Source organism: Vibrio sp. 10N.261.52.C2 (assembly GCF_041471425.1).
In the GTDB taxonomy this organism is placed as follows: domain Bacteria; phylum Pseudomonadota; class Gammaproteobacteria; order Enterobacterales; family Vibrionaceae; genus Vibrio; species Vibrio crassostreae_C.
This window is the reverse complement of the sequence record NZ_JBFROH010000034.1, coordinates 1-13,800: the sequence shown is the minus strand read 5'-3', so window position 1 is coordinate 13,800 and position 13,800 is coordinate 1. Positions and strand designations below refer to the sequence as shown.

The 13,800-nt window shown below is 44.8% G+C and carries 15 protein-coding genes; 9 read left to right on the top strand and 6 right to left on the bottom strand.

Annotated features, from left to right (window positions below):
* Window positions 1-87: 87 nt before the first annotated feature.
* Complete coding sequence (gene bamC / locus AB4307_RS14080) at window positions 88-1,134, bottom strand: outer membrane protein assembly factor BamC (protein WP_017060703.1); 1,047 nt, start codon at window positions 1,132-1,134, stop codon at window positions 88-90.
* 48 nt (window positions 1,135-1,182) lie between these two features.
* On the bottom strand, window positions 1,183-2,061 hold the full coding sequence (gene dapA, locus AB4307_RS14075; protein WP_017060704.1) for a 4-hydroxy-tetrahydrodipicolinate synthase: 879 nt from the start codon (window positions 2,059-2,061) through the stop codon (window positions 1,183-1,185).
* A gap of 374 nt (window positions 2,062-2,435) precedes the next feature.
* Between dapA and AB4307_RS14070 the strand changes: the two genes are divergently transcribed.
* The gene (locus AB4307_RS14070; protein ID WP_372132118.1) at window positions 2,436-2,978 is read left to right on the top strand and encodes a glycine cleavage system transcriptional repressor; all 543 of its coding nucleotides are present in this window, start codon (window positions 2,436-2,438) and stop codon (window positions 2,976-2,978) included.
* A 12-nt stretch (window positions 2,979-2,990) separates the two neighbouring features.
* Complete coding sequence (gene bcp / locus AB4307_RS14065) at window positions 2,991-3,461, top strand: thioredoxin-dependent thiol peroxidase (protein WP_017060706.1); 471 nt, start codon at window positions 2,991-2,993, stop codon at window positions 3,459-3,461.
* Between the two features lie 136 nt (window positions 3,462-3,597).
* Here the strand turns inward: bcp and AB4307_RS14060 are convergent, their stop codons facing one another.
* Together AB4307_RS14060 and AB4307_RS14055 are read right to left on the bottom strand one after the other, a co-directional pair.
* A complete protein-coding gene (locus tag AB4307_RS14060) occupies window positions 3,598-4,674 on the bottom strand; it encodes an AI-2E family transporter (RefSeq protein ID WP_017063383.1) in 1,077 nt (358 codons plus the stop codon).
* Window positions 4,667-4,906 (bottom strand): sulfurtransferase TusA family protein, encoded by a 240-nt coding sequence (locus AB4307_RS14055; RefSeq protein ID WP_017060709.1) that lies wholly within the window; start codon window positions 4,904-4,906, stop codon window positions 4,667-4,669. Before AB4307_RS14055 ends, AB4307_RS14060 begins: the two co-directional genes overlap by 8 nt.
* A 178-nt stretch (window positions 4,907-5,084) precedes the next feature.
* Here AB4307_RS14055 and bepA point away from each other — a divergent pair, with 178 nt between their 5' ends.
* From bepA to AB4307_RS14035, 4 genes are all read left to right on the top strand, one after another.
* Complete coding sequence (gene bepA, locus AB4307_RS14050) at window positions 5,085-6,539, top strand: beta-barrel assembly-enhancing protease (RefSeq protein ID WP_017060710.1); 1,455 nt, start codon at window positions 5,085-5,087, stop codon at window positions 6,537-6,539.
* A 122-nt stretch (window positions 6,540-6,661) separates the two neighbouring features.
* Window positions 6,662-7,012: an arsenate reductase (glutaredoxin) gene (gene arsC / locus AB4307_RS14045; protein ID WP_017060711.1), complete on the top strand. Its 351-nt coding sequence runs from the start codon at window positions 6,662-6,664 to the stop codon at window positions 7,010-7,012.
* Window positions 7,013-7,018: 6 nt separating this feature from the next.
* Window positions 7,019-7,612: an NAD(P)H:quinone oxidoreductase gene (gene wrbA / locus AB4307_RS14040; RefSeq protein ID WP_017060712.1), complete on the top strand. Its 594-nt coding sequence runs from the start codon at window positions 7,019-7,021 to the stop codon at window positions 7,610-7,612.
* The gene (locus AB4307_RS14035) at window positions 7,609-8,046 is read left to right on the top strand and encodes a DUF2069 domain-containing protein (RefSeq protein WP_017060713.1); all 438 of its coding nucleotides are present in this window, start codon (window positions 7,609-7,611) and stop codon (window positions 8,044-8,046) included. The genes wrbA and AB4307_RS14035 overlap by 4 nt, the downstream gene beginning before the upstream one ends.
* Window positions 8,047-8,156: 110 nt before the next feature.
* Here AB4307_RS14035 and AB4307_RS14030 read toward each other — a convergent pair whose 3' ends face one another.
* Entirely contained in the window at window positions 8,157-9,416 is a 1,260-nt protein-coding gene (locus AB4307_RS14030; RefSeq protein WP_372074697.1) for a DUF2066 domain-containing protein, read from the bottom strand.
* Window positions 9,417-9,693: 277 nt separating this feature from the next.
* Here AB4307_RS14030 and AB4307_RS14025 point away from each other — a divergent pair, with 277 nt between their 5' ends.
* Window positions 9,694-10,932, top strand: coding sequence for a uracil-xanthine permease family protein (locus AB4307_RS14025; protein ID WP_017060715.1), 1,239 nt, complete (start codon window positions 9,694-9,696; stop codon window positions 10,930-10,932).
* 141 nt (window positions 10,933-11,073) lie between these two features.
* Here the strand turns inward: AB4307_RS14025 and upp are convergent, their stop codons facing one another.
* The gene (upp, locus tag AB4307_RS14020) at window positions 11,074-11,700 is read right to left on the bottom strand and encodes a uracil phosphoribosyltransferase (protein ID WP_017060716.1); all 627 of its coding nucleotides are present in this window, start codon (window positions 11,698-11,700) and stop codon (window positions 11,074-11,076) included.
* A gap of 169 nt (window positions 11,701-11,869) precedes the next feature.
* On the opposite strand from upp, the gene purM reads away from it, so the two are divergent.
* Both purM and purN read left to right on the top strand, forming a co-directional pair.
* Window positions 11,870-12,910 carry a phosphoribosylformylglycinamidine cyclo-ligase gene (purM, locus tag AB4307_RS14015; protein ID WP_008222945.1) on the top strand — a complete coding sequence of 347 codons (1,041 nt, stop codon included), beginning with the start codon at window positions 11,870-11,872 and terminating at the stop codon, window positions 12,908-12,910.
* A 132-nt stretch (window positions 12,911-13,042) separates the two neighbouring features.
* On the top strand, window positions 13,043-13,717 hold the full coding sequence (gene purN, locus AB4307_RS14010) for a phosphoribosylglycinamide formyltransferase (RefSeq protein WP_372127844.1): 675 nt from the start codon (window positions 13,043-13,045) through the stop codon (window positions 13,715-13,717).
* Window positions 13,718-13,800 lie beyond the last annotated feature (83 nt).

Here is a 13,800-nt window from a genome sequence, read left to right as displayed (position 1 = left end):
TACTATATATAAACAGTGTGTCCTCTTTTTTATTTGCTTTTGCTAATCACAAGGCTGATTTAACTCAGCTTGTGACGGCTTGAATGACTACTCAGCTTTCGCTTCTTTGTCATCTTTGGTTTGGTCAGCAATATGCGCTAATACCGGAACCATAGACTTAAGCAGCTCTTCTTCTACTGGCTTACCTGATGCATCCGTTACGTTGATTGACGTACGGTTGCCAAGGTCACCAAATAGGAAGTTGTAAGTGCCTGGCGCTAAGTCGATAGGCTGTAGGCCAATTTCTTCCCAGAACTCATCATCTGGTGCTGCGTACTTCGCCTTCACCGTACCCTGAGATTGATTGCGTTCTTCAAGCTCAAAGCCCATTTCAGGCAACAAGTTAGGCAGACGCTGCCAGAATACATTGTATGGCGTACGAGCAATAATCACAGGGAAACCACTACGGTCAGCACCCATTGAAATTGGAATACGCTTCACCAACTCTTGCGCTTTCAGCGCCGCTTCAGCACGAAGGTTTTCATCGTACTTAGCCATAACTAGGTTGGTCAGGAACGCGTTGTAACGCTCTTTATTGGTTGCCGTTACTGTTTTCTCTTCAGTACCTTCACGCCAATCAATCAGATTAATCTTGAAGCCATGACGGTTGTTTGCTTGGAAGCGAGAGATAGAGTAACGACTACCAATCTCTACGTCTTCATCTTCAGAAACCCAAGTTACCCAATCGGTCTCAATCTCATTCTCTGATTGCTCACGAATACCAATACCACGTTGAGCCAGCATATCTACAGCCGTTTGCCACACGCGGTCTGCCTCTTCTGCGCGAAGAAGCCATAGTGTCACTTCACCGTTTTGACGCTCAGCACGAGCACCCGGGATCAGTTCAAGAACCTGTTGCGGTGGACGAATATCCACTTCACGACCAGTACCACCACTGAATTCACCGCTTGGGATGTCAAAATTTGGGTAGAACTGAGGCTGAGCATCTACAGGCAATTGCCATTGTGAAAACTCAGGTGTTTCTAAGTATTCGAAATCATCTTTGGCTTGGCGACGTTGAGTCGGGTTGCCAGAACATGCTGTAAGAACGAAAACAGCCAGTGACCCAATCACTAGCTGGTGAGAATACTTCATTTATACTCCTAAATGCCGAAGGTTCGCTTCGGCATCACTTCATACGTTTTAGTAAATGCACGCTTCAGTCATTGCTTGAGCAACAACAGGTTGAGCTGGCTCTGACAGTTCAGTCAGCGGTAGACGTAAGCCACCTTCAGCAATCAGACCCATTTTATGAACCGCCCATTTTACGGGAATAGGGTTAGACTCAACGAACAAATTCTTATGTAGAGGCATCAAACGCTCATTGATCGCTTCCGCTTCTTCAAACTTACCTTCTTTTGCTAACTTGAACATGGTTGCCATATCAGCGGCTGCAACATTGTTCGTTACAGAGATCACGCCATCGCCACCACGCTTAACAAATTCTAGGCCTGTTAAGTCATCACCACTTAGTAAGATAAAGTCTTCGCCACAAAGTTCACGGTGAATTGCAATTCTGTCGAGATCACCCGTCGCATCTTTCAGTGCAACGATGTTTTCGATCTCAGCAAGACGAGCAACCGTTTCTGGCAACAAGTCTACCGCAGTACGACCTGGAACATTGTATAGAATTTGTGGAACGTCACTGACTTCAGCAATCGCTTTGTAGTGTTGGTACAAACCTTCTTGAGTCGGTTTGTTGTAGTAAGGCGTTACGCTCAGGCAACCAGCAATACCAGAACCATTCAACAAACGGCTGAATAGAACAGATTCATGAGTTGCATTTGCACCTGTACCAGCGATAACGGGAATACGACCATCAGCAAATTCAACGATCTTGTTGACGACTTTGACATGCTCTTCAATAGTGAGTGTTGAAGACTCACCTGTTGTGCCAACCGCAACCAGACCATCACTACCTGCAGCAATATGGTGCTCAACTAACTTTTTAAGGCTGTCGAAATCCACTTCACCATCTGTATTAAATGGCGTAACTAGCGCAACGATACTTCCTGAAAACATGTCTATCTCCCTTAATTTATTCTTTTTGCATGTTACTGTAAGCCAATCAATAAACACAAGACATTAAAGTGGCTTACCGGCAACATCTGCATTAAATATTGTCGTATGTTTGAGGTAAAACGACTTCTAACGGCGTTCTACCTAGAATTTGGGTAACCTGCACTCAATCTAGCGGATAGCACATCACTGGATGTCAGTAACAAGTAAGCTGTGCTCTCATCGCTCTATCTCATTTTTTAACGCGCTCGATATTCTTATCATTGGTTGCATGTTCGAAGCAAGGTCGCACATAAAAAGCCCCGCACGCACGCTTATTCCACGAGCTAACTGTGCTAACATGCATGAATCAATGGAATATAAAGAGACGTGATTTTATGACTCAACATCTAGTAATCACAGCTGTGGGCACTGATCGCCCAGGTGTATGCAACCAAGTGGTTCATTTAGTCACCCAATCAGGCTGTAACATTATTGATAGCCGTATCGCCCTGTTTGGCGAAGAATTTACGCTTATCATGCTGCTGTCTGGAAAGGCAAACAACATTACCCGCGTTGAAACCACCTTGCCCTTGCTTGGACAAGAGCACGACTTGATTACGATTATGAAGCGAACCTCAACTCATGATGTTATTGAGAACTCTTACACAGTAGAGGTGTTCGTTGAGTCAGACGATAAAATCGGACTTACTGAGCAGTTTACCCAGTTCTTCGCAGACCGAAACATCGGCCTCGATTCGTTAAGTGCACGAACCATCAATAAATCTAAGGTTCAACTCAACAACGACCAATTCCATATCTCTATTACCGCTTCTGTGCAATCAGAATGTAACTTGATGCAGCTACAAGAAGAATTCGATTCGCTGTGTCAGAGCCTATCAGTCCAAGGCTCGCTCAACTTTATCAAAAACAGTCTTTAAAAAGGAAATGTCATGAATACGCTAACGGCTGGTGTTCCAGCACCTGCTTTTTCTCTTCCAGATCAAGATGGCAATATCGTATCTCTTGGTGACTTCAAAGGTAAAAAAGTACTTTTCTATTTTTACCCTAAAGCAATGACTCCAGGTTGTATTGTGCAAGCGGAAGGCCTGCGTGATATCAAAACACAGCTTGATGACCTAAACGTGGTTGTTCTAGGTGTGAGTGTTGACCCAGTAAAACGTCTACCAAACTTCGTTGAGAAGAAATCTCTAAACTTCACCCTGCTATCTGATGAAGACCACAGCGTTGCTGAACAGTTTGGCGTTTGGGGCGAGAAAAAATTCATGGGTAAAATCTACGACGGTCTGCACCGTATTAGCTTCCTAATTGATGAAGAAGGTCAGATTGAACATGTCTTCAACAAGTTCAAGACTAAGACTCACCACGAAGTGGTTCTAGATTACTTCAATCAAGAAGCTTAAGGGCGATTTGAGTGAGTTAATGACTTAGATTCATCACTTTCTAAGGCAATAGCAACACTCATTAAGCTAATGATTAAGCTAAGAGCAAAAAGGCCGAACATCATGGATGTTCGGCCTTTTTCTATAACAAGATCAATTACTTTTGATGTTCGGGGTCATCGTCTAATGCGTGACTCGGTAAGGCATTCCAAACCGCCTTAACTAACGTTGCCAACGGGATAGCAAAGAACACGCCCCAGAATCCCCACAGTCCACCAAACACTAACACGGCAACAATAATGGCCACTGGGTGCAGGTTCACCGCTTCAGAGAAAAGAACAGGAACGAGCACGTTACCATCTAGCGCTTGGATAATACCGTAAGCGAGAAGCAACCAGTAAAACTGAGGCTCTAATCCCCACTGGAACAAGCCAACAATCGCTACTGGAACAGTCACAGCCGCCGCGCCGATATAAGGAATCAGTACTGAGAAACCAACCGCGACAGCCAACAAGACTGAATAACGCAGATCCAGAATCGCGAAGGTTACGTAGCTGACACCACCAACGATTAAAATCTCTAAGACTTTACCGCGAATATAGTTCGAGATTTGCTGGTTCATCTCTTCCCATACTTTGGTCGCTAAACGACGATTTCGAGGAAGTACACCGCTCGCCATTCTGATCATCTCTTCTTTGTCTTTTAACAAGAAGAAAATAAGCAGTGGTACAAGAATCAAGTAAACCGCTAAGGTCGCTAAGCTCACAAGAGAAGCAAGAGAACCTTTGACAACACTTTCACCAAAACCTAACGCTTTGTTCTTGGCGTTAGACATAATGGACTCAACGATCTGCAGGTTAGCTAATTCTGGATAGCGTTCAGGAATCGTCGCAATGAAGTTTTGCAAGCTGCCATACATGCTTGGGATATCATTAATTAGATTGCCCACTTGTTGCCAAATGGTTGGTACCAAGCCAAAGATCGCAAGTAGCATCACGCTAAAGAACATCATGATCACCAACATCACCGAAGGCGTTCTTGGAACACCGAGTCTTTGAAGTTGGGTAACAGGCCACTCAAGCAAATAAGCCAACACAATCGCAACCAAGAGTGGCGCAATTAGGTGACCAAAGAAGTAGATCGTAATAAAGCCGAAGAGAATGATGGCAACCAAACTGACAGCATGGGGATCAGAGAAACGTCGTTTATACCAACGATTGACCATTTCAAGCATCTGACTGCAATTCCTTTTTAGTGACGAGGAGATGATGGTAATTAGAGCAAACCTCAGTGATGACGTCATAGGCTTGCTTAGACAAATAAGTAACAATATCTTTCATCGAACTGTTATCAGACACATAAATTGACAATGACTGCCCTACTTCTAACTTTACACTGTGACGCTTGGCTAATAATAGCGCCATTGGACAGCGCTCTTGGCGTAAATCTAGAATATTAGGTGTCATTCTTGAGCTCGATGCTTATTATAAGGGTCGTATTGTAATCTGTTTTTGAAAACGCGCCATCATTCATTCATCCTCCTTCATGATAGCGCACGCACTTGGCAAAGGTTAAATCAGATAAAGAACCAATTTCCATTGCACTTGTCTTACTGTCAGAAGAAACGGAGTATTACTGACTAATATGTTTAAACGCGCTCGCTCAATTGCTTGCTTATGCATCGCAGCTACATTAAGCACCCCAACTATGGCGAATACCAATAGTTTGGAGCTACCAGATATCGGTACCGCTGCTGGCGGCACACTCACTATCGACCAAGAGCTTATCTATGGTGATGCCTACATGCGCATCATCAGAAGTAGCCAGCCTATCGTAAACGACCCAGTTCTAAATCTATATATTGATACTCTTGGCCATCGTCTGGTCGCGAACGCAAATGATGTAAAGACACCTTTCCAGTTCTTTATGATCCGTGACCGCAACATCAACGCCTTTGCTTTCTTTGGTGGTTATGTTGCTTTGCACTCAGGTCTATTCCTGCATGCACAATCTGAAAGTGAATTAGCTTCTGTATTAGCGCACGAAATCGCGCACGTAACCCAACGTCACTTAGCGCGTAGTATGGAAGACCAAGCGCGCCGCTCTCCAGCAACCATTGCAGCGCTAGCAGCCTCTGTATTACTGGCAATTGCAGCTCCTGAAGCCGGCATTGCAGCCCTAACGGCAACGACTGCGGGTAATATGCAAAGCCAAATCAACTACACCCGTAGTAATGAAAAAGAAGCCGACCGCTTTGGTATCAACACGCTAGCAAAAGCTGGGTTTGATGTGAATGCGATGCCACGTTTCTTTGGCCGTTTAGCTGATGAATATCGCTATGCGAGCACACCACCGCCAATGCTACTGACTCACCCATTACCAGAAGACCGAATTACCGATTCACGTGCTCGTGCTCGTAGTTACCCGCCACTGAAACTGGCTCCCTCTCTGGACTACCACCTAGCAAGAGCCCGCATTGTTGCGCGCTATGCTGGCATTAATAATGATGCTGCTCTTGATTGGTTTGAGCGTCAGCTAAAGAAAGCCCCTAAAGCTTTGGTTCCGTCATTAGAATATGGCCAAGCACTGGTTTACCTAGACTCTAAAAAATTAGACAAAGCAGAGCCCATCCTGAACAAGCTGATTAACAGCGATCCAACCAACCTATTTTATCTAGATGCTATTTCGGATCTGCACATCGAGAAGAAGCAGCCTGAGATTGCGATTAAAGAACTTAAATCGGCACTGGTTCGTCAACCAAACAACCCGGTTCTGACCATTAACTACGCCAACGCACTGATTGAAAATGAAGATCTTCAAGAAGCGGTTCGCGTATTGCAGCGTTACACGCACGATAACCCGAATGACACCAATGGCTGGCACTTACTTTCAAAAGTAAATACGAGCCTTGGTAATAGCGACGAAGAACTGGCTGCTCGTGCAGAAATTTTGGCACTGCAAGCCAACTGGAACAAAGCGATTCAGTACTACACGCAAGCAAGCCAAATCGCAGAATTAGGAAGCCTAAAACAAGCACGCTACGACGCTCGAATTGATCAGCTAATGATTCAACGAGAGCGCTTCTTGTCGCTACAATAGAGTGTTTACTGGTAACAGCTCGTTACCAGAATAAAAAGAAAGCTCAACGTTACACAAAAAAGAAGTCACCCCTGGTGGCTTCAGCTAAACAACTAAATCAAAAATAATAATGAGGAAGAACCATGTCTGTCGTGATTTATCATAACCCACGCTGCTCAAAGAGCCGTCAAACTCTAGAAGTGCTTCAGGAAAACGGCGTACAGCCAGAGGTCATCAAATACCTGGAGACTCCGTTAACAGTTGAACAGCTGAAAGTACTGTTCACTCAGCTTGGTTTTGACAGTGTTCGCGACATGATGCGCACCAAAGAAGCGGACTACAAAGAAGCAAACCTTGGCGATGCTTCAGTTACTGATGAAGATCTTTTCGCCGCGATGGCAACCAATCCAAAACTGTTTGAGCGCCCAGTCGTTGTCGCGAACAACAAAGCAAAAATTGGTCGTCCACCAGAGCAAGTGCTAGAGATTCTGTAATCCAATATGAGCATTAACATTCTTGTTCTTTATTACAGTCGCCACGGCAACACACAAGCTCTAGCAAGGCAGATTGCACGAGGGGTTGAGTCTATCCCAAACTGTGAAGCCATGTTAAGAACGGTGAACGACGTGTACACGGTAGAAGAGCAGCCTGATTCACGCTATCAACCAACCGATCCTATTGCCTCGTTACAAGAGCTTCGATCTTGTGATGGTTTGGCGCTAGGCAGTCCGGTTTGGTTTGGTAACATGGCCGGGCCAATGAAGCACTTTTGGGATAGCACGACATCAATGTGGATCAATGGTGATCTCATCGATAAGCCAGGTTGTGTATTTACCTCTTCTTCATCATTGCATGGTGGTCAAGAGACAACACAACAAAGCATGATGTTGCCCCTGCTTCATCACGGCATGTTAGTCGTGGGCATCCCCTACTCAGAACCGGCGCTGCACACCACTCAAACTGGTGGTACGCCTTATGGTGCAAGCAGTACTGGAGAGAGCGCTTCACTTAGCAAAGAAGAGATTGAGTTGGCGCAAAACCTAGGTAAACGCCTAGCGCGCATCGCAATAAATCAGAAGGGAATTTCTCAATGATGTATATGCCAGAGAAGGCTATGTCTCCCAAAACCAAGCTATTTCGCTACCTTGCTTTAGCGGGCAACTTGTCGCTTTTATTCTGGGTGGTGGCTTGGCAGATGACGCTTTCACCGCACCCTCATCTCAGTAATGTCACACTGGCGATTGCTTGGGCTATCCCGCTGTTATTGCCATTACCGGGCATTTTAGCAGGAAAACCTTATACGCACGCATGGGCAAATTTCGTCTTGATGCTCTATTTCCTACACGCATTAACTATCTTGTATGTAGACGATGGCGAACGTTTATTAGCGGCTGTAGAACTGCTTCTGACGACTCTAGGTTTCGCGGGCAATATCTTATTTACTCGCTTTAGAGCCAAAGAGTTAGGCATCAAGTTGAAGCGTCTTTCTGAAGTAGAAAAGAGAGAAAAAGCTAAGTTCGAGCAATAATATTGAGCCCATGCTTTTAAACTGACCGCTTACAAACAAAAAGCCCTGCGAGATTGCTCTTGCAGGGCTTTTTTCAAGTTTTCATTTCAATCAGTCATGTCAGCTGACAATTATGAGCGAACCCACTCGTATACCAAGCTTGGCTTAGCATGTACTGGCGCAGTGATGGTTAGATCTTCTGTACTAGAATCCTCTAACGTTGCGTCAGGCGTATTCGTTAGCTCAGCATCCTCAGATACCTCGTTGCCCTTAATCACTTGTACGCCTGAGTCAGTTTCGTCACCAACGACTTCAGCAGCGTCTGTTGAATCATCACCTACAGACATTGTGTTGTCTTGAGTTTCAAATTCAGGGCTCACTTCAGGCTCAATGTAAGATTCTTCAACCTTCGCAACTTGGCGAATACTTGCTACTTCTTGCTCAAACTCTTGTTGAGTCGACAATAAGTGAATTCGGAAAGTGACTTCGTTGTTCTGAATCTTCAGAATATCTAGGCTTGCCACCGAGTTTAGACGCTTAAGTGCGTTCTCTAACTGGAAGAAGTCTTGAGCATTATTCAGGCTAATAAACTGCGTTAAAATCGATTCTGATGACTCACTCGCTACCGTCACAGCACTTTTTCCTGCGTAGTAGTTACTGATTTGGTCAACTAACTTCTTAGAAGTCGTGTCGCTGTTACCCGATAGTGAACCACTTACAGGCGATGTTGGTGCACTCGTCAATTGACTTGGCTTTTGATCGTATAGAGCCCAACGTAGGCCTGAAGATTGAGCCTTTATCACCAACACAGCATCAACAGGATAACGCTGACTCGCTTTACTGATTGGCGTAACAAAGCTACCCCACAAATCAGAAGTCGCAATACCCGTAATATCGTCAAAGTCACCCACAGGCAGCGTTAGAGGCAAGCCACGCTCTTTTGCGTTAGCTTGTAAGCTAGCTGCTAACTGTGAGTTAGAGTGTTCCCACACGATATTCTTGTCGTAGTTGTCCTCTTCCACCAGCCAAACAAGGATGTTTGAACGCGTGTCAGGCCAGTACGGTAACTGTGCTTGAGTCAATAGCGAACGGATTTGAGCACCGTTAAAACGCATACGCAATGTTGAGTGGTCATTGCTTTCACCAAAACTCATTTGAGACATGTACTGCGAACTCTTGCGCATCGCCTTTTGAATCGTCTCATTCGAAGCGACATCAGTTTGGCCGGTCGCACGTATCAATACCTGCTCCATACCTGTATTTCTTGCCACTTGTTCTGGCTGTTTGTCTTCAGCGTTAATCGCAACTTCAGCACTAAAAATATCTACTTGAGTTAAGGCATAACTCGGAGAGGCTAATAGTCCCATCAACAACAATGCTATGTAGCGCATACTGATCCTAATATTCAAATCTTGTGCCTAGATGATAAGCAACTATGGATTGAGGGGCAAGGTCGATAGAGCCCACTGTGTTTAATAACCACAAAATATCACCTGGCCATGATAAATCGCTCACTTATAAACTGAATTTCTAGGGCTTAGATGGATATAAAACATCATTAAGATAAATAAATTTGATCTATTTGGTGTGGCAATCGATTGCTAAGTGATAGAATCCCGCGAATTTTATTTTTCGCTTTTCATATAACGACCATTTTAAGGACATAACATGAAAAATGCTTTGCAAGGTGCGCAAATGCTGTTCGTAGCTTTTGGTGCGCTTGTACTCGTGCCGCTACTAACAGGACTTGATCCTAACGTTGCACTCTTTGGCGCAGGTATCGGTACCCTTTTATTCCAACTTATTACACGCCGTTCAGTGCCAATCTTCTTAGCGTCTTCTTTCGCATTCATCGCGCCTATCATGTTTGGTATTCAAACTTGGGGTGTCGGTGCAACCATGGGCGGCTTGATGGCGGCGGGTGTTGTGTATGTACTAATGGGCGCGTTAATTAAAGTTCGTGGCGTTGGCTTCATCCATAAACTGCTTCCACCAGTCGTTGTTGGCCCTGTGATCATGGTTATCGGTTTAGGTCTTGCACCTGTTGCAGTTAACATGGCGCTAGGTAAGACAGGCGATGGTGCGGTTCAGCTTGTTGATGCAGACGCTGCCCTGTGGATCTCTTCAATTTCACTGTTAGTGACGATTGTCATCAGTGTGTTTTCAAAAGGCTTCCTTAAGCTACTGCCAATCTTCGGTGGTATTGTTGCGGGTTACATCACCAGCTTGGTATACGGCGCGGTAGACTTCACTCCAGTAGCGCAAGCATCTTGGTTAGCACTGCCAAACTTCACAACGCCAGAGTTCAACATCAACGCTATCTTTTTTATGGTATTTGTCGCGATTGCACCTGCCGTTGAACACGTAGGTGATATGCTTGCGATATCTAACGTGACCGGTAAAGACTACCTTAAGAAGCCAGGCTTACACCGCACTATTACTGGTGATGGTGTGGCAACGATTGCCGCTTCTATGCTGGGCGCGCCACCCAATACAACCTACAGTGAAGTAACGGGTGCTGTAATGCTGACTAAAGCATTCAACCCAGTGATCATGACTTGGGCTGCAGTCACAGCCATCGTTCTTGCATTGGTTGGCAAGCTAGGCGCACTACTTCAAACGATTCCGGTTCCTGTAATGGGCGGAATCATGATTCTACTGTTTGGCTCTATCGCAACAGTGGGTCTTAACACGCTAATCAAAAACAATGTTGACCTACACAAATCACGTAACCTTGTGATTGTGGGCATTACTTTAGTCTTTGGTATTGGCGGCATGGCCTTTGGTATCGGTGACTTTAGCCTACAGGGCGTAAGCTTGTGCGGTATCGTTGCGATTCTACTTAACCTAGTACTTCCAGAAGAGCTAGGTGACAACACTGTGGTAGATAAAGCTCAAATCGATTAATGAGTCGGTAAGGCTAGATTCCAAAGAATCACAACCTAACAAGATCAAAAAAGGGAGAGCATCGAATGCTCTCCCTTTTTATTAATACGGTTAATTCAGCGAGTTAAGGAACTGTTTAGAGTCACTTAAGCTGAAACCGAATTACTTAGTACCGAAGATCTTATCGCCAGCATCGCCAAGACCAGGAACAATGTAGCCCTTGTCGTTTAGCTTCTCATCGATTGCAGCCGTGTAAAGCTCAACATCTGGGTGCGCTTTTTCTAGAGCAGCGATACCTTCAGGAGCAGCAACAAGCACAAGAATCTTAAAGTGCTTACAACCTTTCTCTTTCATCAGGTCGATAGTCGCGATCATAGAACCACCTGTCGCAAGCATTGGGTCTACCACTAGAGCAATACGCTCATCGATGTTAGATGCAAGCTTGTTGAAGTATGGTACTGGCTCAAGTGTTTCTTCGTCACGGTAGATACCAACAACGCTGATACGTGCACTTGGGATGTGCTCAAGAACGCCGTCCATCATGCCTAGACCAGCACGTAGGATTGGCACTACCGTTACTTTTTTACCTTTAATTTGGTCAACTTCTACTGGACCGTTCCAACCGTTAATCGTCACACGCTCAGTTTCAAAGTCTGATGTCGCTTCGTATGTTAGAAGGCTACCCACTTCTGTCGCTAGCTCACGAAAACGCTTAGTGCTAATCTCACCTTCACGCATCAGGCCAATTTTATGTTTTACTAGCGGGTGTTTCACTTCAACAACTTTCATTTCCAACTCCGGCAATATTTAAACAAACCTGTAGATTATACACGAACTCTAGGGTTATTTCAGAATCTTTATTCTAATAAAAAAAACCGCGCAAACGTTTGCTCTTCATATTCAAGCCCTGTTAGAATAGCGCCGTTTTCACATCCAACTTAAGTTCGAGGACTATCCCGTGAGTGGTAATACTTCTTCTCTAAGCTACAAAGACGCTGGTGTTGATATCGACGCAGGTAATGCACTAGTAGACCGTATCAAAGGTGCTGTTAAACGCACTCGTCGCCCTGAAGTAATGGGCGGTATTGGTGGCTTTGGCGCCCTATGTGAACTTCCAACGAAATACAAAGAGCCGGTACTTGTTTCAGGTACTGATGGTGTTGGTACTAAACTTCGCCTTGCTTTGGATCTGAAAAAACACGACACCATTGGTATCGACCTAGTGGCAATGTGTGTGAACGACTTAATCGTTCAAGGTGGTGAACCGCTATTCTTCCTAGACTACTACGCAACAGGTAAGCTAGATGTAGATACAGCAGCAGACGTTGTTTCTGGTATTGCTGAAGGCTGTGTTCAAGCTGGCTGTGCACTAATCGGTGGTGAAACTGCTGAAATGCCAGGCATGTACGAAGGCGACGACTACGATGTAGCTGGCTTCTGTGTTGGTGTTGTAGAAAAAGCGGACATCATTGACGGCACTAAAGTAGCAGCAGGCGACGCACTTATCGCTGTTGGCTCAAGTGGTCCACACTCAAACGGTTACTCTTTAATTCGTAAAGTCCTAGAAGTTTCTGGTGCTGATAAGAGTGAAGAACTAGAAGGTCGCACTATCGGTGAGCACCTACTAGAACCAACTAAGATTTACATCAAATCGGCACTTAAGATGATTGCAGAGCATGACATTCATGCTATCTCACACATCACAGGTGGTGGTTTCTGGGAAAACATCCCACGCGTACTTCCTGAAGGTACTAAAGCAGTCATTGATGGCAAGAGCTGGGAATGGCCTGCTATCTTCAACTGGCTACAAGAGAAAGGTAACGTGGAGACATTCGAAATGTACCGCACTTTCAACTGTGGTGTAGGCCTAGTTGTTGCTCTACCTAAAGATCAAGCAGACGCTGCTGTTGAACTACTGAAAGCTGAAGGCGAAAACGCTTGGGTTATCGGTGAGATCGCAAACGCTGAAGCTGGCGAAGAGCAAGTTGAAATTAAATAAGTGATACGCTCACTTACTTAGTTAATCAATGAGGACCTAATGGTCCTCATTTTGCTATTTAGCCCGCAGAAAACCTTAGTTTATGTAGGTACATTGTAAACAATTCAGTTAATCAATCGTATGACCCACTCTATGAAAAACAATCACTCAAATAAAACCAGTCACTCTCAGAAAAACATCGTTGTGTTAGTTTCAGGAAGCGGAAGTAACTTACAGGCTATTTTAGATGCCTGCGATAGCGATATGATTGATGCATCGGTTAAAGCTGTCTTCTCAAACAAAGCAGAGGCTTTTGGATTAGAACGAGCGAAAACCGCAGGTGTTGACGCTCATTCAGTGAATCCAAAAGACTTTGGTTCACGTGAAGAGTTCGATCATGAATTGATGATTCAGATTGATGCATACCAACCCGATTTAATCGTACTTGCGGGGTACATGCGTATCCTGAGTTCAGAGTTTGTTCGTCACTATTCCGGTAAAATGGTCAACATTCACCCTTCCCTGTTACCTAAATACCCAGGCCTACACACCCACCAGCGTGCCATTGATGCACAAGATAAAGAGCACGGTACTAGTGTCCACTTTGTGACCGAAGAACTTGATGGTGGCCCTGTGATCTTACAGGCTAAGGTACCGGTATTTGAAGGTGATGATGCTGATATGCTGGCAAGCCGAGTGCTTACCCAAGAACACTGCATTTACCCTATGGTCTGTAAATGGTTCGCCGAAGATCGTTTATCAATGCTAAACGGGCAAGCTGTCTTAGACGGTAAGGCATTAGGTAAACACGGTTACGCAGAAGAGTAATTCTTCAGAAACTAAATCAAATCCAAAAAAAGGCCGCTTACTGATTCATTAGTTCAGTAAGCGGCCTTTTTTATGGTTCATCG